Origin of the sequence: Psychrobacter sp. LV10R520-6 (assembly GCF_900182925.1) — a bacterium.
Lineage (GTDB): Bacteria > Pseudomonadota > Gammaproteobacteria > Pseudomonadales > Moraxellaceae > Psychrobacter.
The window spans coordinates 572,247-599,205 of record NZ_LT900024.1 but is presented as its reverse complement, the minus strand read 5'-3'; the positions used below and the strand labels follow the sequence as shown (position 1 = coordinate 599,205).

The window sequence follows — 26,959 nt, the reverse complement described above, 5'->3', positions numbered from 1 at the left end:
AAAAAATATAGCAGTTTTAAGTATTCGTTTAAACCACCTGTCTGTTTAGTATTTGATAGCTTTTCAATTCAAAAATTTTAAGGGCGATAGCTTTTAGAGCTTATAGTCATGTACTGCATCGATAAAGACTTTGGCATGATCTGGGTCAACCCACTGGGTAATACCATGGCCTAAGTTTGCTACATAACCAGTCTTTTCGCCACAGGCATAGGCACTGTCAAGCATCAGCTTAACTTCAGAGCGAATAGTTTCCGGTGAGCCATATAGCGTTGCTGGGTCTAAGTTACCTTGAATGGCTTTACTGCTCTGTAATTTTTTATGCTGTTTGGTCAACTGGCGCTGGCTTTCCGTCAACACTTGACGGGCACGATCAAGCGGCATCGTCCAATCTAATCCTAAAGCATCAGCCTCGCTATCCGCTTGAATATCAAGCCAAAGGCCGCCACCTTTCGTGAATAGTATGACGGGTACTTCAGGATGCCGCGCTTTTAGCGCAGCAACGATACGCTTATTGTACATATGCGAAAACTCTATAAACTGGCGATGACCAAGTCCCCCGCCCCAGCTATCGAATATTTGTACCGCTTGCGCACCAGCGATGATTTGGGCATCCAAATAATCAATCACTGATGTTGCCAGCTTATCAAGCAGTTGATGCAGAAGTTCAGGATTGCTATAGAGCATCCCTTTAGTATAACGGTAGTCTTTTGAACTGCCGCCTTCAATCATATAGGTCGCTAGCGTCCAAGGACTGCCCGAAAATCCAAATAACGGTACTTGTCCATTAAGAGCTTTACGAATACTAGTCACCGCTCGCATCACATAATCTAGCGAATCGTTAACATCTAAGGTCGGTAGCTTGTCAATATCGGACTGCTGACGGACAGTACGTTTAAACTTAGGACCTTCACCGGTCTCAAAATATAAGCCTAATCCCATGGCATCTGGAATGGTCAAAATATCACTAAATATAATTGCCGCATCTAGATCCATACGTCGTAACGGCTGTAATGTCACTTCCGTGGCGCGATCAGTGTCTTTGCACAGGCTCATAAAGTCACCTGCTTCAGCACGAGTGGCTTTATATTCTGGTAAATAGCGACCGGCCTGACGCATCATCCATACCGGTGTGGTATCTACCGGCTCAAACCGAAGAGCGCGCAGCAGTCTATCGTTTTTGAGAGGAGCAAAATTTTGCTTAGGCGAGTTATCGTTGTCCGAGGCACTCATGCACAAATCTCCAAAATAGTACAATATCGATTATTGTCATTGTTAAACATAAATAGGGATAGAAAAAATACAACTGTTAAAATACCCAGATGTAATTAATGCCATAAAGATAAACTCTGTTATGGCATTAAAGTCTTAATATGTAAACATACTTGCTACATGTAATTGATATCAGCTTAACCAATAATAAAAAGGTTTCATAGTTCAGCTGTGTATCTCAGCTATTTATCTAAGCTACTTACGATATATTACACAGACAACGCTAAATTATCGCGATGGACCATCACTACCCGCTCTTCATTGTTACCGAGGATTCTATCGAACTGCTCGGTACGCTCATTAGCAACACTGCGCGCATCTGTAGACGAGAAATTGACTTGTCCGACAGCTAAGCGCTCACCGGTATCTTGATGAATAATTTCTACCACATCGCCTTCATCAAAGTCACCGCGTACTTCTTTTACACCGACCGGCAACAAGCTTCTGTTATGCTCGGTCAACGCTTTTGCTGCGCCGGCATCCACAATCAGAGCGCCTGACATCCGTAAATGAGCCGCGATCCACTGTTTGCGGGCGATGACTTTGTCTTCATCATTGGTGGTTAGCAATGTACCTACTGCTTCGCCTGCCACCACACGGGTGATGACACCTTCAATCGCACCGCTGACAATGACGGTCGGGCAACCGCCCATAGCCGCCAAACGACCGGCACGGATTTTGGTTAACATCCCACCGCGTCCAAGCTTACCGCCGTCGCCGGCAATATCAAATAAATAGTCAGCCATCGCACGCTCTTGACGAATCATTCTGGCATTGGGATTATCACGTGGATTATCAGTAAACACACCTTCTTGATCGGTTAAGATAATGTATAAATCAGCATTGACCATCGCCGCTGCCATCGCGCCTAAAGTGTCATTATCGCCAAATTTAATTTCATCAATGGTGATGGTATCGTTTTCATTAATCACTGGCAGGACACGCCACTCTAATAGCTGAGTCAGTGCGCTAGTGGTATTCAGATAACGACTACGATTGGACAAATCATCATGCGTCAGCAGCAACTGCGAGCTCTGTATGCCGTGTTGGATAAGGGCTGACCACCAAGTTCCGATTAAGCCCATCTGACCGATAGAAGCACAAGCTTGTAATGCTGCGAGCTTATTAGGCCGCTCATCAAGATTCATGCGTACCACACCTTCAGCGACCGCACCTGATGACACCAACAACACTTCCACACCTTGGTTATGCAATTCAGCAATTTGTGTCGCCCACTCGTATATGGCAGTACGATCCAGTCCTCGACCATTATTAGTCAACAATGATGAGCCAATCTTGACAATAACGCGCTGAATATCAAAGTTGCGGGTTTGTTTGATAAACCTTGGTTCTTCGGTCGTATTTTCCATGTCAACTGCCATAAAAACTCCTGTCTATTGCGGGGATTAATTTAAAAATCAATTTAAAAAGTAAATAAGTGGCCTATTCTTTTGTGCTATCAAAATCGTGCTGCCAAATAGGCATAATACAGATAGGCGTACTAGTGTCGGTAAAAGAGCAATAAAAGAAGATGCTTATAAAATGACCAACCTCTTCTCTTATTGTTGATAGTAAGCTTTTAACGTCAAACCGTCCATCTCATTCAGTAATATCAACCTAAGTATTATCAAATTAAGTAGTGTCAAACTAAGGGGCGTAGGCCACTTCGACGCCATCATCGTCATCGTCATCGAAATGATCATTATCAAGAATATCGTTGTCAGGTAAGTCTGTACCTTCGCGTTGCGCTTTACGAGCTGCACGGTACGCTTCGCGCTGTGCTTCAGTGTTACGGCGAACTTCTACTTCTAAACGCTCAAATCGCGCTTTTTGTGCTTCGGCAAACTCTGGTTCTTCTTCTTCAAGCTGGCGCTCGCGCTCAATCTCATTCATTAAATGATATTTTACGGCATCAGTACCCTCACCCATTAAGGTTGAGGTACGAAATACGTCCCCTGTCCAGCCAAGCTCCGCAACGATATGAGTACACAACTCGTTCAATTCTTCTTCATCAATAACCTGATCAATTTTATTCAATATTAAAATTTGCGGTAAATTAGCCAGTTCAGGAGAAAAACGTTCAAGTTCATTTAAGATAATGCGAGCATTATTGACCGGATCTGTGCCATCAATAGGCTGTATATCAACAATATGCAACAGGCGACGCGTACGTGCCACATGTTTTAAGAAGCGAATACCCAGACCCGCACCTTCTGATGCGCCCTCGATAAGCCCTGGAATATCCGCCATCACGAATGAGCGATGGCGACCAATATCAACCACGCCTAAATTTGGTACCAAAGTCGTAAATGGATAGTCAGCAACTTTGGGTGTCGCAGCAGAAACTTGACGAATAAAGGTTGATTTACCCGCATTCGGAAGACCAATCAGTCCTACGTCTGCCACAACTTTTAGCTCAAGCTTTAATACTTTTAGCTCACCTTCAAAGCCTGAGGTCGCTTTTCGTGGCGCTTGGTTGGTAGAGCTTTTAAAATGCGTATTACCTAAACCACCATCACCACCTTTGGCGATTAATAAAGTCTGATCTATTTCGGTCATATCACCGATGACTTCATCCGTTTCGGTATCAATAATAGTGGTACCAATAGGAACTGATAAGAAAATATCGTCAGACCCTTTACCGGCACAGTTCTTACTATGACCATTTTCACCACGCATCGCATCATAGCGACGGGTATAGCGATAGTCGACTAAAGTGTTGGTGTTGTCATCAGCAATGACATAAACGTCACCGCCACTGCCGCCGTCACCGCCATCAGGACCACCGCGCGGGACGTATTTTTCTCGGCGAAAACTGGCGATACCGTTACCACCATCACCTGCTTTTACTGTTACGATGGCTTCATCAATAAATCGCATGTTACGTTCCTTAATTGTCAATCTGGTTTATAGCCAGTGACTGTATTTGTATTCAGTTTATGTTTGCGTCTATGTTCGCATGTTCCACTTTACATGTCCCAAATGGATACGTTCACGCCAGCACCATACAATATCTACAAGTTAATATTAGCACTTATTATGGCAACAACACCCGATAATCAATCGGACTATCGAGTGCTGTATTTAATAGCGATAACACTTACTAATAATAATGACCAGTATAACATTTAAGGACAAGATGCAAACCATACTTGTATAGCCATGTCTAGCCTAGATATCTTTCATATTAAAAGTTTTATGCTGGAATTTGAGTGTAGCTGATACCAGCCATCTGCGTGGCTAAGCGTAGCACCTGAGTACTATAGCCTACTTCGTTATCATACCAAATATAAACAATAGCTTGATTGCCAGTGAGTATAGTGGCCTGAGCATCTACCACACCAACGTGGGTGATACCCACAAAGTCAGTCGATACTGCTTCTGTTGAGTCCGTATAAGCAATTTGTGATTGCCAGGTATTACTGTTAGATACTTTGCGCATAAAGTCATTCAAAGCATCAGCACTTTCTGGCGCGCTTTTTAGATTTAAATTTAAAATCGCTAAGCTAACGTTGGGCGTGGGTACACGAATAGCATTGCCGGTTAGTTTGCCGCTCAGTTCTGGTAGCGCTTTGCCCACTGCCTTTGCAGCGCCAGTGCTGGTAATGACCATGTTCATTACGGCACTGCGGCCACGGCGATCGGCTTTATGATAGTTATCAACCAAGTTTTGGTCATTGGTAAAGGAGTGAATGGTCTCAATGTGGCCGTTTTCGATACCGAACTCATCATTCAGTACTTTTAGCATTGGCGTAATGGCATTGGTGGTACAACTGGCAGCACTAACAAGGGTATCGTCACCGATAGTATCATTGTTAACACCGTAAACGACGTTTTTAATCTCGCCACCAGAAGGGGCGGTTAGCAAGACTTTTTGTACACCTTTAGATTGTAAGTGCTTGCCAAGACCCGCTTCGTCTTTCCAAATACCGGTATTATCAATAATTAAAGCGTTGTCGATACCATAAGCGGTATAGTCAATTTCACTCGGATCATTAGCATAAATAACTTGTATAAAACGACCATTAACAATCATGCCATTATTGTCATCATCAATGCTAATTCCGCCTAAAAATCTACCATGAATTGAGTCACGCTCAAGTAAGGAGATACGTTTGGCTAAGTCGCCAGCAGCGGCAGGACGTACCACAATAGCTTTTAACTGTAGGCCTTTCGAGCTTGAGGCTTGTGATAATAATAGACGCGTTAAGATACGACCAATACGACCGAAACCATATAACACCACATCGGTAGCACCATTTATAGCATTTTCATCGTTACTGATGGTTTTTAATACAGTTTGTATATCACTGTCGCTAGCAATTAGCTGACCGACATCGACTCGCGCCGCTTGAATATTTTCGTTAGCCGCCAATGCTTTGACCATAGCTAAAGTATCCACGATAGCGATCGGCTTAGCGCCCTGCTCACGTATTGCCGCTTTTTGATGTAAGGCCAGTACTTGACCTACTGAAGTCGTATCAAGCGTTTCACCAAACAAAGTGACTTGCACGTCTTGCTGGTTATACAGTTTATTAAGCAAACCAATCAATTCGATGGCTTGTTGCTCTTGATTGTTATAGTTGCTTAAATGATCTTGATGTAATTGGCGTAAGGTATCAGCGTTGCTCACGAGAAACATCCTTCTGGTCAGTAGAATTTAATAGTAATGAAAACAGGTTAATAAAACGATAACGTATGAAATACGATAAAACTAAGAAGAAACTGGGGTTACTGGCTAAGGTAAAGCGACAAATACGAATAATTATTGGCGTCAGTGCTTTTAAATCGTCTGTATTTTAGCTCAAAACGCCTTATTTTGCCAGTGATAACCGTTATTAGGGGCAGCTATACTGTCCTAAGAATAATCCTATGAAAGCATTTTTTTAGACTATTGACCATTTCTTTGGAAAATCAAAAAGTAAGAATAATTTAATAAGATAACTTCTTTACCCATTGAATAGTTTCTTACCACTCTAGTTTCTCATAATACAATCTATCATAGCGCTATCTACTAAGGAACTAAGTTAACGGTCTGATTGCTCTGCGCGGTCAGCTTAAACTCTTTTAGATCATAGCCTTGTTGCTGAGCAATCTCACGATATTTGGCATAAGTCTGCTGAGTAATATTAGGCGAGCGCGCTAACAACCATAAATACTTCTTATCTGGCGTACCTACTAAGGCTGTCTTATAGTCCGAATCACGAGCCAGCACCCAATAGTCGGCGCGCCCTACCGGCAACCAACGAATCCATGACGGCAAAAAGCTGACTTTCAATTTGCTGCCAGTATTATCAGCAGGTTTTGCCAATCCTTCAGCGGTAATAGCTGTGCCATTTTCACCACTACATTTATTGATTACCGTAATGCCTGATCCGTCGGTTTTACCCGTATAGGTAGCAGTCACATCACTGGCACATTTGCGCTGAAAGTACATGGGCAAACGCCCTATTTCATACCACGTACCCGCATATTGCTCAAGATCAACACTGTCTACGGTCGTCGGCTTGCTTGCAGACTTATGTATGATTGATGAAGGTTTGATCGCTAGTGTCGCAGTGGTAGTCTTATCCGTTGTTACGTTACTCGTTGTGGTACTAGGCGCACTCATCGGTGCAGCATAAGCTGAAAACGCTGCCAACGGTATAATAATTGCTAAGGCAATTGCGGTATGCTTGATCAATCCATTCATAAATACTCGCTCCGGTATTTCAGTAACCAATTTTTCAGTACCCGATTTTTCAGTACCCATTTTATCAGCACTAAGTGTAATCGTCGCTGATGATAAGTTATTCATGTCCTGATCAACAATGCCTTGATTACAGCTACCTTGTTGAAGGTTATCTAGCTCGGAGTTGTCTTTCTTAAAACCATTTTGTAACCTATCAACCTGATTGTCTGACAATTGCACCATAGATGGCGCTATATCAGTGGCCTTTTCCTTTTTTTTGTAGCCACATGCAATACTAGGCTTTTCTATATTACTATTCTTTTCAATATCATTGATCTTTATAGTCGTCTTTGTGTCTTTAGTCATAGCAGACTCTGTTGCCTTTATCAGGCTGTTGTCGAAACGCTTATATGCGAAATAGGTATCTCTTGAAGACGACTTATCTGGCTTATAATGTGATTCTTCATCATGTAGATGATATGAGTCTTTATCGTCATAACTGGCGTCATTGCTGGCGCTACCGGTCTGTTTCATTTTATCGCTGCTTAGATAGCGAAGATTCGGATAGTTAATTTGCTGCGATTGAGAACCGGCTGCCTGTGAGTCAGACCATGCTGACTGAGGTAACTTGGTGGTTTTCATAGTAGTACCATTGATAGTTATATGAATAATTAGATTTTATTAATTCAAGTTGTGTTGATTTAGCAAGTGAGACTTAAATAGACCAATAATCTATTATTAGTAACTTAATCACTCTTTAATTTCATATCTTATATTAGGGGTAACGCTACTATTAAAACAGTGCAGCAATGTAGGAAAAGGCAACGGTTTGTAAGCAATTCTGTGTTTATCTCATATTTTAGTTATATAGTTACTAACCTGTAAAATATGTTGAAAAACAATCATTTGTACCAGTCGGTTATGTTCTCTTTTATTTCCACTATTAACACAGAATAAAATACATATGCTAATAGTCACATGCAGCTGGTAAAAATTTTCTTGCTAACTGTACAGCTTTACCACAGCTTCTATACTACAAAAATTTCTCACAGCCAACCTGCATTATTTTTAAAATTAATTGGCTATATCCTACTTACAATTAAGTTTGATACAGTCAGTATTAACTTAAATCTTACCTCTGTAGAGCTAGTATTTGGCTTTGTAAAATTAGACTTTGGCTTTGTAAGAAATGCTGAATACCAGCGATACCAATGGCACCATGCTGCGCCCCCTGTTCAGCTATTAGCGGTGATAAACCACCCAAACCAATAACCGGTATGTCAGCTAATTGTGCCAATGCTGACCACACTTCCCAGCCAAGTGGTTCGCTATCAGGATGGGATTGGGTTGCTAATACTGGCGATAAAAAGATACCGATAACGGGTGGTTGTTGATGTTGTAAGCGTGTAGCAGCAAATTGATTGGCCGCGTGAATACTATCTGCATCATGGCAGCTTACTATTAGTGGACGGCTTGAAGAATCGTATTGGCTGCCTTTAGAGTCATTGCTTTGAAAATCATTAAACCAGCACATCAATTCATGATGCGTTAAATGAACCGCTACAACTTTATTGCTAATTTCAGCAGGCAGTGGATTTTCTGATGTTTCAGACTTTGTTAAAATTTCATCAGTACTTTTATATTGATGGGCATTAGCATAAGGCAACACACTATAAATATCAGGTCGTAAGTGAATCAACTGAGTGGCAAGTTCCGCATCAGTAACCTTTGTTTCGCTTGCTAATTTACCCTCTAAATCGGATGCTTTAGTGCGTATATATACCCACGCATTTTTAGAGATATGCTGTCGATGATAGACAAGCCATGCAGTGCTGATATCAGTGTCTTCGCTAAAATGTATTAATGGGTAAGTAACCGTTATCTGCGTTGGTAGCTGTAGCCATGCCAAAATAGTCTGATTGGCAGCAGGTAGCGGATAATCCCCTGCCAACAGTTGGTTTTTGGCTACCCACGTTAATGCTTGACCCTCTAATCCATAATCGCAGTGTTGATGCTGCTGATATTGCTTTGCTGTCAATGCAATCTTATACACCTGTAGGCATACTTGCTTATCACCATAGTCATGATGCAAACGACCAAGCTTAACCAAATGATTACTCTGTATATCAATACCGGTCTCTTCGCTAACCTCACGTATTAATGCGGCTGATGCTGTCTCATGACCGTCTATCTTACCGCCGACAAATTCATAGCGGTCGCCTTGATGCTGGCTAGAGTTGCGAAACCCAAGCAAATACTGTTGTTGATAATGTATTACCGCTACTGCGACATTGACGATGGATTTATTACTAACCACCTTATCAATGATTGCCCTATCAGCAACCGACTTGTCATCAGTACTGGCTTGCTGTTCTTCTAACTTATTTAACATTATTGTTTCCTAAAAAGTTGCTTTCTACGTGGTTACTTCCTAAGTGATTCATTCTTAAATAATAGTTTCCTGCCGGATTAATGGCATCTTACGTTATTAATCCGGCAGAATATATTTATAAGGGCAGACAATTAAATAGAGACTTTAGAATAGATTTACATAATTTTACTTAATAACTGCGATTTGTTTTACCAATGGACTTGTAAAACGTTATATTATAAATGATAATCATTATCGTTAGTTCGACTTCTTCAGTGTATCTCTGCTTAGCTTGGCACCGTTTATGTCGATGATTATTCAAAAATACAGCCACTTATCCATTTAACAAAAAGCCAAAAGGAATTTATTATGAGCATGGTTATCTCTCGTTACCTAAATTGCCGTGAAAATCGTTTACCTACTTTGCAATCACAGCATCTATTTGCCCTAACTAAAGAAGTTCGTATTGAGCATGAAGGCGAAGAATATCGCTTACGCCTAACTCGTAATAATCGTTTAATTTTGACCAAGTAGCTTATATGGCCTTAAAAAATTTCACAGTGACCAAAAAACGCCTTCGATAAGGCGTTTTTTGTTGATGGTATTTGTCACATTGATCGATGGCTTTGTATGAACTGATAACAATATCAACGCCCAAACTGCCCATTACGAAAGCTAGCCGGCACTAAAACTGCCAACTATAAACCACATCAACCACATTTTCCGCAGCGGAGGTCGCTTCGACATAAACACGGCGGGTCAGCTGATAGCGAATGGATAAGCTATTTTGGGCATTAAAGACACCTACCCCATAGCGGATATATAAGTCAGGCGACACATAGCCGGTGACATTCACATTGGTACCTTCACTGTTGCCTGATGCATCCACCGTTAAGCTCTGTAGACCAAAAGCTTGGCCTATTTGATTGGTTATATTGCGTGTGCCGCTTAAGCCAAAATTAAGTCCAGCGGCTGCCAGATTATTGGTCACTTGCGACTTAAAGCCTTGCTCACTGATTTGAGTCGCGCTGCCATTGTTGATGCGACCAGTCACCAACGCATTCATAGCTTGCTGCTGAGTCAGTCCCGCATTGTTAAAGACCACAATATTTGGGTTTGTAGGACTGCCTCTAACTCGAACCCCTACGGTATTGCCGTCGATAATTTTGACTGCTTCAATACTCAAATTGGGCTTCATTACATCACCATTGAAGCGTATTTGACCGTAATTGAGCTCTAGGTTCTGTCCAAAAATATCGACACTAGTGCGGCGCGCTACTTGAACCACGCCTTTAGCACGCAGGGTACCTTGACCACGCTGAGTGACATTTAACGCACCCGCTAGAGGAATGACGGCTCCAAAGCCGCGAAAACTAACATCATCACCCAAATCGATACCGATATCTGCGTTAATCGACCAAGGCTTGGAGATTGCTAAGACCTCATCAATATTACCAATATTGCGCCTATCAATAACCACTGCATCTTCGGTCCGGGTAATCAAATCTTCACTGGCTTCTGGCGGACGAATGGTCGCTGATGGCACACTGACTGTTCCCTCAATATTGACATAACGGTCGCCTGGACGCACGATGATGTCGATATCAGGATTAATCACAGCGTATAATAATGGCGGCTGGGTCAATACTAAGCGCTCGCCGACCACGCTAAGCTTGGCTTGCAATTTTTGTTGCCAATCAACGGTACCAGTCAGCTTGCCCGTACCTGTACCACTGTTAAAGGTGCCATCAATGGTCGCTTGGGTACCGCGAACTTTAGCTCCGACATTAACTGTGGTCAAATTCACTGGTAAGTCCAGCATAGCGATGCGACCATCGGCCAGCTTCACATCACCATAAAACTGCGGCTTATCGAGCGTACCGCCGAGGCCACCTGCCATGGTGATATTACCCTCAAGTACCCGCATACCAGGGAAGAAAGGTTTGAAAATCGCTAAGTTAAGCTCATTGAGCACTAGCGCGCCCGAGATAGGCTTCGGGGTTTTGTAAGGGTCAACGATGACCTCAGCATAGCCACGACCGCCGCGACCCGTATTAATATCGGTTCGCAGTTTTAGTCCCTCAGGAACGGATAAGGCAATGAGTGACACACGCTTATACGGCAAGGTGATGGGTGCGCTATCACCATCTTGAATAAGACCAATTTTACCGTTATCAGAATATAAAGTAGTGTTAATGGTCGGCGGCTTGCCGCGTTGCCAACCAACAATCGCTCTGCCATTAATCTTGCCATGCCAATCAATATCTTTGGGTAAGAATACTGCAAATAACGAAGTATCTAGCTTTTGTACGGCAAGATTAACTTGTCCCCCCGCCGCTGACGCAATGAGATTTTCACGTAGGCATAGCTTGCCAGTCTGATCTACTGCTTGCCAACAATGCGTGGCAAGCTGCACTTTAAGCTCATTTGCGCCGCCACTGTTAGCTTGCGGTAGGTTGACAATTAATTGCGCCGGTTGTAGTTGGTTTAAAGCGGCATATTTAGACTTAACGCGACCTTTACCTATGACCCCTGACCAGCGGAGCTGCTGACGATCAAAGCCGCCTTTGAGCCTTGCAGAAATACCAAGCTGCTCATTGGCCACTTCGATGTTGACGACATGTGCTTGCTCTGTACCATTAAAGGAAGCATTAACGCTTTTAAAGGTTTGTCCAGCCACATCTAACCCTTCAGCGCTGACAATCAGCTGGCTTGGGCTATTGGCTAAATTAACCAACTTGCCGCGAATACGACCTTGGCGTAGAATAAATCCAGGCAGCGCGATACGTTCACCGACCAAATCAATATAAATGGTCGGGAGCGCTTGTCCTGCTGGTTGCGATAAGGTGGCGCCGCCCGTGACTTTGCCCGCAAGTTTGTCTGACAGCTGGTCAAGACTGGTGATATTAATTTTTGTGTGTAATTGCTTGGCATTGCCATTCGCGGTCAGATAATTATCGCCCCAACGTATCACTAAATTATTAGCATTTAAGCTCTCAATTAAGGCATTTACTTGCTTATATTGCGCTTCGACATCTTTTGCTTGCAAACACTCAAAATAGCTCGCTAAGTCTTCAGGTAAATGTAGCTTAGCGGCCAAACTACCCTTGGCACTTAAAGTTTGGCCTTTTAATATGCCACTTAAATTGAGTTGCTTTAAATTAATAATTTGCTGCGTTTTCGTCCAGCGGCCGTCACTATTTAGCGAGCCAGTGATAACGCTTGGTGTGTCTTTAAGGAAGTAGCCCAAATTGAAGCGATCCATAACGGCGCTAATATCCCAAGCGATACCTTGACGCACATCGACGGTTCCTTGGGCATCAATACTGCCTGCCGCGCCCACATGCCGGAAGCGCTTGATACGAATCACCTGATCATCACCACTGGCATTAATGGTTAATCTACCGGCTGGCAACTGCTCAGCATCTAATATACCCTCAAAATCAACGGCGAAACGCTGCAATTTACCTTGAATATTCGGATTGTTTTCGGCTGCAGGCTGCCATTTTCCGCTGGTGGTCAAATCACCAGTGAGAATCGCCGGATTGTTCGGTAAGAAGTAACCCAAATTGAACTTATCAAAGCGCCCTGTAACGTTCCAGCCAATATTGTCGCGTAAATCAAGCGCGCCTTTTGCCTGTACAGAACCTGCTTCGCCCGCATAGTTTAATTTGCGGAAACTGATCATCTTAGGCGTGCCTGCCGCATCAATGGATAAACGGCCGCTAGGGACATCAGCTGTATCGACCTGCCCATCAAAACGCGCGTCAAACACTGATAGCGCCCCGTCAATAATATCTACGCTGGCATCACCGCCACCGGTAATACCAATAGCACGACCGTCCTGCGAAGCATCCAGTTGCGCCTGCAAATCAGTATTATTAAAACTAATAATATGGCGCTGACCTTTGACTCGGTTTTTGCTGATATTGAGCAAACGACCGCGCGCACTGATGCGTCCGGAGATACGCTCAAGTGGCAGATCACTACGATACTGCTTAGGTAGCAAGCCATTAGTTCGTGCATCGATTTGCCAGGTTAATGGCCGTTTTTTGGTGGCTAGTTGAATCTGACCACTGCCCATTAAGTCGCCTACGATACCTTTATAGTTCAAACGATTGATATCAATAACGTTGCCCGCTTTACGCACGCGTACGTCATAGTTACCTTTAGGCGCAACATTAAGCTCATTAATCACTGCGTTGGCATCAACAGATAAATGCGAACCACGAACGATAACACTAGCCTGCCCACGCGGACTATCAACATTACCGATATTGGGCAGTTGTTTACGCACTAGGTTTTGCCAAGTGGCATCAATATACCAAGGTGCCGCTTGCTTAGACTTCACTGACGTTTTGCCGCGTACAATCTTAGCATTAACATGCTCACCATCACGCTGACGTAAATCAGCATTGAGCTGTAGATTGCCGGTGGTATTTTTTTGTTGATAATGGACAAACAGCTTGCCATTGAGTTTTTGAGGCGCATACACTTTATAGTCGCTATATTGCTTTGGGATGACGCGGCGAATGTCAAAATTGCTACCAGTCGCCACTACTTTGGCATCCAAGCTGTTTTTCCAATCTAAAATACCTTGCGCAAGCAAACGCCCAGCAGGTACATTGGCATTTAAGCGGTCGATGCGCAGTTGACTGTCTGCAATCACAGCGCGACCTTGATAGTGCCCTGAAGGAATATCTTTCGCCATCAGCTCAGTATTAATTCGCAGTCGTATCTCTGAGATAACCCCATCAGCGGTTAGCATGCCGCTTTTCAGATGCATATTTTGCTCATCGGCATACGGTATCAATATATCGTCCCATTGCAGCTTGGCTTGGAACGGTGCGCCTTTATCGAGTCCTTGCACGACGAAATCACCACTCACATCCCCATCGTTATAGCGGCTACGTACCTTACCTACCGTACGTCTTAGGCTGCCCGTTGCAGTGATATCGAGGGGAGCAATATAAGCTTTTTCTAAGGCACTAACTTCAGCGATGGCGGTTAGATCAAGCGGATAATCCCCTTGTAGATCAATACTGCCTTGTAAAGCACTGACTTTAACAATATCGGCATAACGCAAATCGCCGCGACCCACGGTCACCTGACTGCCTACCCACGTTAGATCACGCGCTGCAATATCATGAATGACAATAGGCTCTTTAGTGACTTGTTTGTAGACGATGGTCTTTACGTTTGCCTGATCAAGGCGCAGATTGACTGGTAGTTTGAGGGTTTTATAATCGAACGGCTCACCAGTTGGCGGCTTTTTATTAATGATTTCAATGCGCTGAATGTCCGCATTACTCAGATGGACTTCTTTAGCAAAAACGGCACGCCAGCCAATCTTTATATAAGCCTTATCAACCAATATTTCTAGATCTTCGGTCGCCTCGATATCGATGTCAGTGACCCAAATACCATCGCGCAAGTTACCGCTACCATATTTGAACTCAATACCGGTCTCAGCGCTGATCTTCTCTAGTATAAACTTAGTACCTGAATCGGTACCAGCAATATAAAAAAATACGGCAAACATAATCGCCAGCACGATGAGAATTAGTACCAGTAGTTTGAGCACAAAGGATACGGGATACCAACGACGTACTGCACGCGCATCTCTTTGGGCCGGATCTTCATCCGATGATTCATGCGTAGGCGGGGTATGATTGTTCAATATGACACTCAACTGGGTTAAAAGAGGTTCGGTATTAACCCACAATCAATACGATTAATGGGACTAATAGCTTTTTATAATAATCGGACGCAATGCATGGATATGGATTATTAAGCTTATCATTTACTTATTTAGTTATAAAGACGAACCAATAAAGAAGTGCAGTCTAATCGGAATACTCTCTTCTGTGACACCAGCGGCCACATCAACCCGCACAACGCCTACTGGTGACGCCCAGCGAATGCCGACCCCTACGCCAACCTTAGTCTCGGTATCGAAATCTTTATCATAAGCATTACCCACATCGGTGAAGAGTGCACCGCGAAACCCAGGTCTAAACTCATAGTTATACTCAGCGCTACCGACGGCCAGTATCTGCCCACCCGTCAGATACCCTTTGTCTATCGGCGACAAGCTCTCATAGTCATAACCGCGAATGCTTTGATCGCCGCCAGCAAAGAAACGTAGCTTATAAGGCACTTCATTGAAGTTATCCGCCCAGATATAGCCGCCATTTAGACTACCAAGCACTTGATGCTTATTATCATCACCAAAGCTATAAATACCGCTGACACCAGCACGGGCAATCACAAGGTCGGTGTCACTTAATACCTTGTCCGCTCCTGCTTCAATAGAATAATACTGGCGGATACCGCGAGTCGGATTGACCGCATTATCAACGTCCGTTTTATTTATGCCATAGCCGAATAGCAGTGCGCTTTGTTTGGGACTAGAGGACGTAAAACGTATCGGCAAATCCTCTAAATCGGCGTCATCGACGCCAGTTTTTAGCTCATCTAAACGGTAGCGTACCGAATAACTACGGTTCCAACCGTTGTCGCGGCGAATATTCCGTGCCAGCGCTGCTTTTAATGTTTTGGTGGATAGATCAAAGTTGCCTTTACCTTGATCGATAACCTCTTCTTCATAAGTTAGACGCGCCTCTAATATATCATTGAGCGGATGTTTCCAAGGCCGACTGCCATAGACGGTGACGTTTTTATTAATTCTTGATACCGCAACCTCCGCTCCTGCTTGATAGCCTTTACGATTGAGTAAGTTATAGTCAATTTTTGCTGTCGCGCGCACACCAGTATCGGTACCGTAGCCGATACCGATTTGTGCATCACGCGGATTATTGGCAGACACAAACACGTATAACGGTACTTCCTTACTGTTTTGTACTTGCTCAGGGGTTTTACGACCCTCAAGCGTTGGTGGCACCAAATTCTCATCAGCGAGTATACTTTCTTCTTCAGGAAATATCTTTTTGGCGACATTGCTAATAGAGTCGCTTATTTTGCCCAAAATATTTTCTGCTTTTTCCTCTTTTTCATCCAACACCCGATTGCTTGGCAGACGGGTTAAACGCTCGGATTTTTGTTTAATAGCTTGCAGCTTTGCACTGGTTTCTTCATCCACTTCAAACTCAATAGGCGCAATGTCAGCCTTATTAACAGACGTGTCACTATTGGTATTGATGTTGTCGTTATTATTGTTATTAACATCATCCGTACTGGTGTCACTCTGACGGTTCGCCATATTCACTGATGACTCGCCAACGTTGTCATTACTAGAAGAAACCATATTTTCATCACTATCTATAATGCCGTCATTATCATCATCAGCACCTGCTGGCGCATTATCGAAAGCTAGAGTACTGTTTGCGCTGCGTTCATCAGGCGGCAAAATGGTTTCAACGTTCACTGTATTAAAATAACGGGTCGCTGCTAAGTCGTTACTAAATTTAGTAACCGCAGGGCGATAAAATAGGTCGCCTTCTTCAAAGTCAAACAATTGCTGCAATAATGATAACTCAACAGGCAATTTATCAGGGTCTTTAGTTAAAGTGCCTGTTTCCTCGTCATAAGTAAAAAACACCACGTCACCGAACTCGTAACGAGCACCCGTATCATAAATCAGAGACACATCAGCAATGTTGTCTGGCAGAATGATATCGACCGATTTGTTCAACCAAGATTGATCAAAATAACCGTAAGTATTACTTAGCGCTTCAAGTGCCGCTTTGCTATTTTTATAGACCCGGTGATTAAACACATCGCCCTCGAGCGGTGGTAGCGTTTTTTCGAGTACTTGAAATTCCGCTTGTTCATTACCTGCGCCACGAACATCGACGGTACGACTGTCAACGCGTACGGGTTCACCTAGTTTTTCGATGATCACATCAACAGTGTCAGCAGTTGGTTGTCGCAGACGCAAGGTAATATCATAATAACCAACGGCTTTTGCAGCATCTAACGCTGTTTGGCGCAAGCGCGGTAGGGCAGCGGTAAAGTCAGCGACAGATTGGACGGTGGTATCATCAAGAGCCGCTTTAATATTATTGATAGGCTGAATATCATCATCAGCCTTGATAAGTTTTGGCTGGCCGTTGATCGCATTGTCAGACGCGGCTTGTTGTAAATATACCGTTGTTTCTACGCTCGGTAGTGCCATAGCACCGCCATTAAAAAACCGATTGTATAAGCGTTTAACGATATTGCCGCTGTTACGAGCAAGGGGTTTTGATTTAGTGGCCTGAGCGACGCTATCGCTAACTGCTTGGGTCTCGGTTGCGGTTTCATAATCCGGCAGGTAATCATCGGGATTCAATATACCTGCTCGTATATCTTGCTCATCTACTGCGGTTGGCAGCTTGCCCGCATTGGTCTGTGCTTGAATATCGCTTATCCTATTGTCCGTACCGGTGACCGGACTGCTCTCTTGTTGCGACAACGTTTGCGCGGGAGCAGATTGCTGATTGATATCGACGCCCGCATCAACGCGTCCACTACTTACAGAATCGCTGACGTTAATGGGGCGCGACATAATCTCGGCAGTCTCCGCACGCTCGGCGACCGTCTCATACTTGCCTAAAGTATCAAGGTTGGTGGGTGCTGGCAAACTAGCCGCATCTAAACTGACGTCTAAACCAATAGGCGCCTCGCGGCTGTCTAAGGTAGCAACGGGCGCATCAAAACCGCTATTGCCACTGTTATTATCATCGAAGTCGCTATTATTTTGAGCATCCATAGCGGCAAGCTCGCGCTCAATTTGTTCAGGAGTCATCATCTGGTAACCCTGCTGCTGTACACTGGCGGCTTGCTGCTGCAAATCCTCATTGGAGACATTCGGTTGAGCATTGATCAAACGATCTGAACGGTCCAAACTAACTGAGCTGTTAAGGCTATTGCCAATATTTGGTTGGATTTTTGGTTTGTTTTGAGGCTTAATACTTAGATTTTGCTCGCTGTGATCGTCTAATACCGATTGATCGATGATACCTTGATCTACTGCTTTTTTTAGGCGTAACGCATCCAAGGCCGCATCGAGCTGAGCATCTGAGCTAGGCTGTTCCGAGCTATCAATAGTATTGTTATTAGCGCTGTTATTGACATTACTATTCATATTACCACTGGCATCAGCGGCCATTGCGGGTGACATACCAAACCCAAATAAGCTGCTGGCGAGAGCGGTAAATAACGCGGTACGGGCAAAATAGTTGCTGGGCAAGTTGCGCGCTAGAGTTGAAGGCTGACGTCTCATGATTACTTACTTCCTCTCGCCTCAGGCGGCACAAATTTATTGAAGCTATAAAGTTACTGACGATAGTTACTGCCAAGTATTAGCGGTAACGACACTTATAGCACGTGGCTATTATTTGACTGCTCTGTTGGGGCGTGATTTGGCTTATGCTATGCCACTTGCACCATTTAGCCGTTAGTCTTAAACGGTAGCACGCCTCTGCTGGCGCTTGGCTCTTCACAATATTTTTTATGATTTCACAACGCTGCTTATAATTCCAACATGTTTTTCATGATACAGACGCGTAAAACTTACAAATCATAACTTAGATAATTATTAAATCATAGCATCAGGCGCATGTATTTCTGGCAAAGCCTTGCTATTATACGGCCTAATACTGCTAAAACCTATCTTATATTTTGATAAGTTTTTGATACTATTGATAATAATAAATAACATTATCGACACAGGCAATGCGTTGGTCTTATCGCGTTAGCGGTATCCCGTTGGTCTTATAATAGCCAGTTCACTCAACTTATCAGACGCTACCCGCTTGTAGGAGTCTTCGTGGCAAATCAGTTTCAGTTATTTAAGCGTCGCCGTTTTAGCGCCATGTTTTTTACCCAGTTTTTGGGGGCCTTTAATGATAATATTTTTAAGCAAGCGCTGATATTAGTGTTGACTTATACTGCTGCCACTCAACTGGGAGTAGAGGTCAGTATTCTGAATAACTTAGCAGCGATGCTATTTATTTTGCCCTATTTTTTATTTTCAGCGTTGGCAGGGCAAATTGCGGATAAGTTCGAAAAATCAAAGCTAACGCGATTCATTAAGCTGCTTGAAATAGTCATTATGGTGGTCGCGGCAGTGGGCTTTGTATTTGAGTGGTATGCGCTATTATTTGTGGCGTTATTTTTGATGGGTACTCACTCAACCTTTTTTGGTCCCATTAAATATGCCTATTTGCCGCAAGCGATGAAAGAGAATGAGTTAGTCGGTGCCAACGGCCTATTTCAGATGGGCACGTCGCTGGCTATCTTACTGGGTATGATTATCGCTGGTGTCTTAACGCAGTTACCACAGTCGCTGTATTGGATTAGCGTGACGGTCTTGGTAGTGGCGCTGTTAGGTTATATGGCCGCGCGCTTTATCCCTATCATGCCAGCAATGCAACCTAACTTAATCATCAATTGGAATATTTTTACTACTAGTATGTCGGCGGTGCGTTACTTGTACTCGATGCCGTTTTTATTCTTTGTCATTTTAGGTAATAGTTGGTTTTGGTTTTATGGAGCGACCTTTTTGACCCAAACGCCAGAGTTTAGCAAGGTTATCTTGCATGGTGATGAATCGGTGGTAATTTTCCTACTAACCTTGTTTTCAGTTGGGGTTTCTATCGGCTCGCTACTATGTAAAACCTTTACCAAAAATCAGGTCAGTTTGAGATTATTACCCTTTGGTAGTGCCGGCTTAAGTATTTTTGCTATTGACTTGTACTTTTCTCTATCGGGATTGAATATTGGCGTGAATACCAATGTCAACACTGAAACCTTATTAGGTGTTGGCGAGCTTTTTAATATTGTCGGTAGCTGGCGCGTATTTGCTGACCTGTTCTTTTTAGGCTTCAGTGGCGGCTTATATATCGTACCTTTATATGCTTCGATGCAAGCCTATGCACCCAGAAGTCATCGCGCACGCATTGTTGGTGCGAATAATATCTTTAATGCCATATTTATGGTCACTTCAGCCATCTTTGCTATCGTCGTATTAAATACCTTGGGACTGACATTACCACAATTGTTCTTAGTCACAGGAGTACTCAATATTGCCTTTGGATTATTTTTATATATTAAGCTTAATAAGCATATCAAACAGGCGGTCATACAAACCCACGATGAGGAACTCAGTCGGCAAGATTAAACAGGGGGTAAAATCGAGCGCTAAGCAACGGTTACAACTGCAACCTTTGAATGACCCGTTAAGCTGATAATTTTCGTGCCGATAATCCGCATTGTTTGCTATAGTAATATCTATTAACTGTTGATAAGCGGTTACTATCGCATTCGAACTATACATAGCGATAATCTATTTATCATACCCAAGTATCTCATACACAACGTAATCAGGAGCTAATTATGGCACTGCGTTCCTTATCCAAAATTGACCAGTTACTACTCGGCGTTGACAAGGCGTTGCGAGCCGTCGTGCCACATTCAAACCCTAGCACCCGTCCGCTACCCGTCAGTAATGACGATATTCCCGAGCTTACCATTACCGAGGCAAGACATGTCGCCGGCCTGATGCGTATCAATCACACAGGCGAAGTATGTGCGCAGGGTCTTTATCATGGGCAAGCATTTGCGGCAAAAGACAATGGCGTTAAGCAAGCCATGCACCAATCAGCCGAAGAAGAGGTCGATCATCTGGTCTGGTGTGAGACCCGTCTAGACGAACTCGGCAGTCATCCCAGTGTCTTTACCCCATTATGGTACGGCATGTCGTTCGGGCTTGGCGCCGTGGCTGGTGCCATCTCTAATGAGTTTAGCTTAGGATTTGTCGCGGAGACCGAAGCGCAGGTTAGTGAGCATTTACAAGACCATATCGGGCAATTACCCACGCAAGATACGCGCTCACGAGAAATACTAGCGCAAATGGATATTGAAGAATTACACCATCGTGAGTTAGCATTAGAAAGTGGCGGCGCAGCCTTATCACCACCGGTACGCCACACTATGCGCTGGATGGCCAATCGCATGAAAGCCACTGCTTATCATTTATAACAGAATTTATAACAACATTTACAACGGCATTGTTAGGGCGTGTTGAACATTCGACCATAGCACTGACAGAGACTATTTTTTAGGCGATTCAAAGTCAAAAATATCTAGTTTAGTTATTCTAAGCGGATAGTTTTGGCAAAGTAGCGGCAAAAAAGAGTCCTGTCCAACTGCGAGCATAGCTCTTGTCTTGCGGACGGGCAAAGCAGTGCTTTGCTTACTCCGTCCTCAGGGCTGATGCTAAAACTGCCCCATACTGTGTAGCAAATCTAGCTAAGGCATCTGCATTATCGTCGATTTGCCTCTTGTCTGGAACACTTTTAGCTATCAGCAGTGCTTATTTGTGAATGTTCAACACGCCCTAGTTAAATTTATAGTCAAGCAGGCTCAATTTGTCTGCTTTTAACAATCCTACTACTGATAACGCTCAGGTTAATTTGCTAGGGTAATAAAAATTTGTACGATTTTAAGCCAATGACCGTAAATAACTGCCAACCAATTGATAAATAACTACTAAATAAACAAGGTAATGTTTCTATGAAAGTCCTAAGCCAGCCTAGCACCTCTACTAAGACGCATAAGTTTGCTACTTTAACTGCGTTAGCGGCGGCATGCACGATGATGCTATCTGCCCCTGCGATTGCAGCCGATTCTGACACGGCAACGGCAACGACTACCCCTGCTATAATTAGTGCCCCTAGCGCGGTTGACTCCAGCACACGAGTTATTCGCCGCGCTCAGCCTAATGCCACTGTCAGCCCTGCTCAAACTGACGCACAATCAAATACCGCTACACCCAGTGCCGTACAACAAAGCAATATACCATTTAATACTGCACAATCACTATCAACAGCGCAGCCTCAAGCGACAACACCAGTACCTGACACCTCCGAGCTGACAGGATCCACTCGTGTCTATCAACGTGGGCCTATGACCAGTACCGGTGTGGATATTAGCGGCGGACAGCTCCCTAGTGTTCCATCACCACAAGTGCGAGTGTCAGATATCAGCTTTGTGCCGACTATTCTAATACCGCAACAACAAAGTCTTAGTACGGACAAGCTAGATGTTAGCTTACTTGATGACTTTATCGCAGAAGTGTCTCCCAACGCGCGCCACTACCCACCAAACTTCCCTAACCGTACAGAGCGTTATAATACCCGTGAAAAAATAAAAGTATTAACTGAATGGATTGAACCTTACGCTAGCGCGCCCAACGCTTCTTTTGACGTGCTAATCCGTGCCGCCAAACTCAATGGCATGGGACGTAACCTAGATTTAGGCTCAGACTACACCGTACGCGGCGGAAAGTATGTCGATCGCGCCATCAAGAGTAACCCTGAGAGCGGTGAAGCCAACTTTATATATGGCATGATGCTGGCAGAAGGCGGCGGCTTTAAAGAAGGCCAAAAGTATCTAGATCGAGCCGTAGCGCTTGGTTATACCGAAGCAGAACAAAGTTTGGCACAGTCAGATTTATTGAGTGATCAACGTGACAAAGCGTTGGAGCGCCTACGTCGCCTTGAGCAACAAATGCCTGATAACGCCGTTATTCGTCAGCAAATCAAGCTGGTTGAAGACGGTAAATTCTATATTTGGGATTTACCCGCTCCTAAGATCAGTATTAAGGCGACCACCTAAATTTAACGATGGCCTTAGACTTAGCTATTTAGACATAGTTGGCAATAATCCATCACGTTAAAAAATGTCTTGAAATAAAGGCTATCGTGGAATTGAAACTATCAGCGCGTTCGTTTTATATTGTCATTAAATCAATATAAAACGAACGCGCTTTTTTATGGGTATCGCGACTGCGGTTTATATAGTTGAGCCACTTTAAACGAACACAGTATGGCTGGTAGAAATTTTCGAAGCATCGAAAAGTGACGCAGTCACACAGCAAGCTAGAAAAATTTCTGCCAGTTATACGAAACCATGTGTGTATCTACTTTATTTGGTACTGACTATAGTAGCGTATTTATTTTCTTTTATATTAGGGCGTGAGTGCTTGCGACTAGAGCAGTGGAATGAACATATTAAGTATTAAACGGCAGTTTTGAGTTCACAAGCTTCAGACAACAGGCTTTAAATAAAATAGTGTAATAACAAAAGTTACGCTACACTCATTCTTGTACACGCATAACAAGCTAATTGCTGACTCATAACTATCATTTACTGAGACCATCTATGACTTCTGCCCGCCTTGTTACCACTTCAGCGGCCCACGCTCATAAAAAGCCAACGTTTATCGCTGCCCTGATAGCGTTAGTAGTGGCGATAGTACTATTGCCGGCCTGTAGTACAGTCTCTGTGGATAAGCAAGCCTCAGCAAAGACTATTTCTGCTCAGCGTGGCAATATTGTTACTGATAATAAGCTCAGTAGCGACACCGCCTCGACCTTATTATCAGCAGGTCTCAATGAACAAGCCTGTATGCAATACTTTGATCTGTGTTTAGAACAGCTTACTGACAGTATGCTCAATGAACATTATCGGCCAGCATTGGCGATTTTCTCGGAACTACACTATGCCAAAGCGCGCGAACTGGCAAAATCTCAAGAATGCCGTGATGCGCTTGCCCGCCCGCCGCTTGACCCTTATTATGCCAATGCCTCTCTAACCGATAGTCAGGCTGAAACTCAGCAGAACAATACCAGTCGTTGTTTGATTGGCTATCAAGGACGACTATTTGATGCTATTAAGTTCAGTTATACTTATCTGTTTTACGATAGCTTAGCCCATGATTTTGAAGGGGCAGAGTCAGGAAAAAGCAGGACTCGCCAGCAAAACCGCATTCCAAGCGACATTGATATCCAAACCCAAGATATCTATAACGCTGCCAGTAACGATGTCATTACCCAGTTGTATAAATCAGCCGATAACTCGCATAAGCTGATGGGAGATACCAAAATCAGTTATTTGCCAACGACAACTGAGCTTAACAATGACAATAAAGCAACGATTGCCAATCGTACCCCGCGTCAAGGCAAGTCCACCGACCAAATCAATGTCATGACCATGCAAGTAGATGATTATAATCTTAATGTTTACCTACCAAACGAAAACAACTATCTACAAAACGCCAATAAACAATCTTCTGCATTAGCAGATTTAGTATCGACTTATGAGCTGCGTCTGACCGGACTGAACTCAATTAGCAAGCGCCCAGGCTTGGGAATTAGCTTGGTAGCTTCATTGGATGATCGTTATACCACAACTATCCGCCAGCTATTGGTCTCAACCCTATCAGGCAGACTAAGTAAGGAGACCACCAGCAGCAAGGATGATAACGAGACCAGCGCACGCATCTATCCTACCGGACATTTATTGATGACCGGTTTGATTAAGCCTGCCGGTGACAGCGTCCTTGACGTACTCAGCAGCGAGCAGCTCGATATTCACTTATATAATCCTTACCGCAGTGAGAACATCAATATTTTGGGAGATGATTATCCCCTTGCGGCTAACTTCTCAGCCGGTTATGGGCTATGGCTGGCGGAAAACCAACTGGATGGTGTGGGCTATTTAAACCTGTTGACCCGTCAGCAAGAAGCCAGCTTGCCTAAACTATTCATGCTAGAGCCGTATGACCCTGATAAGCGAGTAATTGTCATGATACATGGTCTGGCATCAAGCCCTGCGACTTGGGTTAATTTAACCAACGATATTTTTAATGATGACAAGCTGCGTGATAACTACCAAGTATGGCAAATTTTCTACCCTACTAACTTGCCTATTTTAGAAAATCGCTATCAGATTCAAAAATTACTTAAAGCCACTTATCAGCAAACAGATCCTAACGGGCAAAATCGCGCCAGCAAAAATAGCGTCATTATTAGCCATAGTATGGGTGCTATTATCGCCCGTATGATGCTTTCTGATGATAATTTGACCCAAAACCTTGATGCATTAGACGATCAAAACATGTTATCCAGTAATAGACAGCAAATCGATGCCAAGCTAAAACGGGAATTTGGTCAAGCAGAACTGGGCAAACGCTTTGAGCTTGAGACCCTGCCACAAGTCGATACTGCGGTATTTTTATCCGCGCCATTCCGAGGTACTGACTATGCGGACCGCTGGTTTATTCGCGCCTTACGCCGTGTCATCTATTTGCCAATAAGTTTGGTCAAAACAGTGACAGATAATTTGGCAATGATTGCCACTCAAGGCGATTTGGCACAAAACCCATTAGGCGCATTGTACTTACAAAATGGTGCGAGTCAGCTAAGCGATAAATCGTCCTTTATTCAGCTGACTAAAAATATTAATATCAACGATCGTATTACTTATCACTCTATCATCGCTAATAACGACGCGGACATTACTAAAGGTTTGGCACAAATGCAGCCCAATGGTGCGAAGATTGACTTGTCCCAAGCGCTGCCAGAAGATGACAACATTACGGTCGATACTGCAAGTGTAAACCTTGCTGCCGACATAAGCACGTTAGCAAATAAGCCACTTGTGGCGTCGGTCATCGTTAATGAGGATATCAGCCAAGCGCTGACCGCACGTTTATCCGATGGCATCGTGCCCTACAGTAGTGCCCATCTCGATGGCGCAGCATCTGAGACCGTCATTAGCGGTGGTCATAGCATTCAAGCCAACCCGCAAACCATTCTCACTCTACGGCGTATTTTGCATCAACAATTAAAGCAGTAACTAACAATTTTTATAAAGAATGGTAATAACTAGACCTCTTGCAAAAGTAGCCTCATGAATTAGAATAACCGTATCATTCACAATCAAATAACTGCCATGCCCAATATAAATAAACTAATTGAGCAAAGCGACTCAGGCTTCAAACGCTACACTGGTATTCATAAAACTACCTTTAAAGCCATGTTAGAAGCCATGCAACAACATGAAGCAGCAAAGACCAAATCAGGTCGTCCAAGCGAGCTTAGATTGGAAGCGCAGCTCCTGCTTGCATTGACTTATTGGCGTGAATACCGAACGCTTTATCACCTTGGTATGGACTTTGGCATTCATGAGTCTTCTGCCAGTCGTATGGTTCGTAAAGTAGAAGATATTCTTATTAAATCAGGTCAGTTTGACTTACCTAAAAAGCTACCTCGGGGCGATGTTGACGACATTAACTGGTCAGCGGTTATTATAGATGCCACTGAAACATCGATTGAGCGTCCAAAAAAAACCAAGGCGACTACTACAGCGGCAAAAAGAAGCGACATACCTTAAAAGCGCAAGTTATTGTGCATTGGCAAACGGGTCTGATACTTGATGTTCAAACCACTAAAGGCGCCGTGCATGACTTTAAACTTTATAAAGAAACCTGTCCTGATTGGCTACCTGAAAACACCAGCTACTTAGCAGACAGTGGCTATCAAGGTATAGCAAAGCTTCATGACCAAACATTCACACCTTTTAAAAAGCCCAAAGGTGGTGAATTACTAGACTGTTGTAAACAGGTGAACCAGTATTTAGCTAAACTCCGTATTCTAGTTGAGCACAAAATAGGTTTGATTAAGCTCTTTAAAATCGTTGCCCAGCGCTATCGCAATCGTCGTCAGCGTTATGATTTGAGAATGAAGCTATTTGCAGGTGTGGTTAATTTCGAACTTAATCTATGACTTTTGCAAGAGGTCTACTATCCTGACATTTAGCTCGTCGAGATTTTAATATATTCTGCTGTGATTTTATTA

General features: G+C 43.6%; 14 protein-coding genes and 1 pseudogene. 7 read left to right on the top strand and 8 right to left on the bottom strand.

The window, feature by feature from the left end:
• Nucleotides 1-93: 93 nt before the first annotated feature.
• The 6 genes from hemE to U1P77_RS02535 all read right to left on the bottom strand — a co-directional run bounded on the left by hemE (nucleotide 94) and on the right by U1P77_RS02535 (nucleotide 9,332).
• A complete protein-coding gene (hemE, locus tag U1P77_RS02560; protein WP_321155854.1) occupies nucleotides 94-1,230 on the bottom strand; it encodes a uroporphyrinogen decarboxylase in 1,137 nt (378 codons plus the stop codon).
• Between the two features lie 248 nt (nucleotides 1,231-1,478).
• On the bottom strand, nucleotides 1,479-2,651 hold the full coding sequence (gene proB / locus U1P77_RS02555; RefSeq protein WP_321155853.1) for a glutamate 5-kinase: 1,173 nt from the start codon (nucleotides 2,649-2,651) through the stop codon (nucleotides 1,479-1,481).
• 265 nt (nucleotides 2,652-2,916) lie between these two features.
• Nucleotides 2,917-4,149: an Obg family GTPase CgtA gene (gene cgtA / locus U1P77_RS02550; RefSeq protein WP_201557922.1), complete on the bottom strand. Its 1,233-nt coding sequence runs from the start codon at nucleotides 4,147-4,149 to the stop codon at nucleotides 2,917-2,919.
• Nucleotides 4,150-4,465: 316 nt separating this feature from the next.
• A complete protein-coding gene (locus U1P77_RS02545) occupies nucleotides 4,466-5,911 on the bottom strand; it encodes a glyceraldehyde-3-phosphate dehydrogenase (protein WP_321155852.1) in 1,446 nt (481 codons plus the stop codon).
• A gap of 372 nt (nucleotides 5,912-6,283) precedes the next feature.
• Complete coding sequence (locus U1P77_RS02540; protein WP_321155851.1) at nucleotides 6,284-7,582, bottom strand: lipocalin family protein; 1,299 nt, start codon at nucleotides 7,580-7,582, stop codon at nucleotides 6,284-6,286.
• Nucleotides 7,583-8,072: 490 nt separating this feature from the next.
• Entirely contained in the window at nucleotides 8,073-9,332 is a 1,260-nt protein-coding gene (locus tag U1P77_RS02535; RefSeq protein ID WP_321155850.1) for an NUDIX domain-containing protein, read from the bottom strand.
• A 354-nt stretch (nucleotides 9,333-9,686) separates the two neighbouring features.
• On the opposite strand from U1P77_RS02535, the gene hemP reads away from it, so the two are divergent.
• On the top strand, nucleotides 9,687-9,845 hold the full coding sequence (gene hemP, locus U1P77_RS02530) for a hemin uptake protein HemP (protein ID WP_227672156.1): 159 nt from the start codon (nucleotides 9,687-9,689) through the stop codon (nucleotides 9,843-9,845).
• 151 nt (nucleotides 9,846-9,996) lie between these two features.
• Here the strand turns inward: hemP and U1P77_RS02525 are convergent, their stop codons facing one another.
• Complete coding sequence (locus tag U1P77_RS02525; RefSeq protein WP_414479061.1) at nucleotides 9,997-14,994, bottom strand: translocation/assembly module TamB domain-containing protein; 4,998 nt, start codon at nucleotides 14,992-14,994, stop codon at nucleotides 9,997-9,999.
• Between the two features lie 132 nt (nucleotides 14,995-15,126).
• Nucleotides 15,127-18,537: an autotransporter assembly complex protein TamA gene (locus tag U1P77_RS02520; protein WP_321155848.1), complete on the bottom strand. Its 3,411-nt coding sequence runs from the start codon at nucleotides 18,535-18,537 to the stop codon at nucleotides 15,127-15,129.
• A 546-nt stretch (nucleotides 18,538-19,083) separates the two neighbouring features.
• Between U1P77_RS02520 and U1P77_RS02515 the strand changes: the two genes are divergently transcribed.
• The 6 genes and pseudogenes from U1P77_RS02515 to U1P77_RS02490 form a co-directional block, all read left to right on the top strand.
• Nucleotides 19,084-20,436 (top strand): MFS transporter, encoded by a 1,353-nt coding sequence (locus U1P77_RS02515; RefSeq protein WP_321155847.1) that lies wholly within the window; start codon nucleotides 19,084-19,086, stop codon nucleotides 20,434-20,436.
• Nucleotides 20,437-20,657: 221 nt separating this feature from the next.
• On the top strand, nucleotides 20,658-21,296 hold the full coding sequence (coq7, locus tag U1P77_RS02510; RefSeq protein ID WP_321156589.1) for a 2-polyprenyl-3-methyl-6-methoxy-1,4-benzoquinone monooxygenase: 639 nt from the start codon (nucleotides 20,658-20,660) through the stop codon (nucleotides 21,294-21,296).
• Between the two features lie 534 nt (nucleotides 21,297-21,830).
• Complete coding sequence (locus U1P77_RS02505; protein WP_321155846.1) at nucleotides 21,831-22,934, top strand: tetratricopeptide repeat protein; 1,104 nt, start codon at nucleotides 21,831-21,833, stop codon at nucleotides 22,932-22,934.
• Between the two features lie 546 nt (nucleotides 22,935-23,480).
• Nucleotides 23,481-25,958, top strand: a complete 2,478-nt coding sequence (locus tag U1P77_RS02500) for an esterase/lipase family protein (RefSeq protein ID WP_321155845.1) — start codon at nucleotides 23,481-23,483, stop codon at nucleotides 25,956-25,958.
• A 96-nt stretch (nucleotides 25,959-26,054) separates the two neighbouring features.
• The gene (locus U1P77_RS02495; protein WP_321155844.1) at nucleotides 26,055-26,495 is read left to right on the top strand and encodes a transposase family protein; all 441 of its coding nucleotides are present in this window, start codon (nucleotides 26,055-26,057) and stop codon (nucleotides 26,493-26,495) included.
• Nucleotides 26,496-26,503: 8 nt separating this feature from the next.
• A pseudogene (locus tag U1P77_RS02490) lies at nucleotides 26,504-26,887 on the top strand (transposase family protein); the annotation flags it as partial.
• Between the last annotated feature and the right edge of the window lie 72 nt (nucleotides 26,888-26,959).

Coding starts and splice junctions, on each gene's coding strand:
- hemP (WP_227672156.1), top strand. CDS start 9,687: ATGGTTATCTCTCGTTACCTAAATTGCCGTGAAAATCGTTTACCTACT.
- hemE (WP_321155854.1), bottom strand. CDS start 1,230: ATGAGTGCCTCGGACAACGATAACTCGCCTAAGCAAAATTTTGCTCCT.
- U1P77_RS02505 (WP_321155846.1), top strand. CDS start 21,831: ATGAAAGTCCTAAGCCAGCCTAGCACCTCTACTAAGACGCATAAGTTT.
- U1P77_RS02495 (WP_321155844.1), top strand. CDS start 26,055: ATGCCCAATATAAATAAACTAATTGAGCAAAGCGACTCAGGCTTCAAA.
- proB (WP_321155853.1), bottom strand. CDS start 2,651: ATGGCAGTTGACATGGAAAATACGACCGAAGAACCAAGGTTTATCAAA.
- U1P77_RS02535 (WP_321155850.1), bottom strand. CDS start 9,332: ATGTTAAATAAGTTAGAAGAACAGCAAGCCAGTACTGATGACAAGTCG.
- U1P77_RS02500 (WP_321155845.1), top strand. CDS start 23,481: ATGACTTCTGCCCGCCTTGTTACCACTTCAGCGGCCCACGCTCATAAA.
- cgtA (WP_201557922.1), bottom strand. CDS start 4,149: ATGCGATTTATTGATGAAGCCATCGTAACAGTAAAAGCAGGTGATGGT.
- U1P77_RS02520 (WP_321155848.1), bottom strand. CDS start 18,537: ATGAGACGTCAGCCTTCAACTCTAGCGCGCAACTTGCCCAGCAACTAT.
- U1P77_RS02540 (WP_321155851.1), bottom strand. CDS start 7,582: ATGAAAACCACCAAGTTACCTCAGTCAGCATGGTCTGACTCACAGGCA.
- U1P77_RS02545 (WP_321155852.1), bottom strand. CDS start 5,911: ATGTTTCTCGTGAGCAACGCTGATACCTTACGCCAATTACATCAAGAT.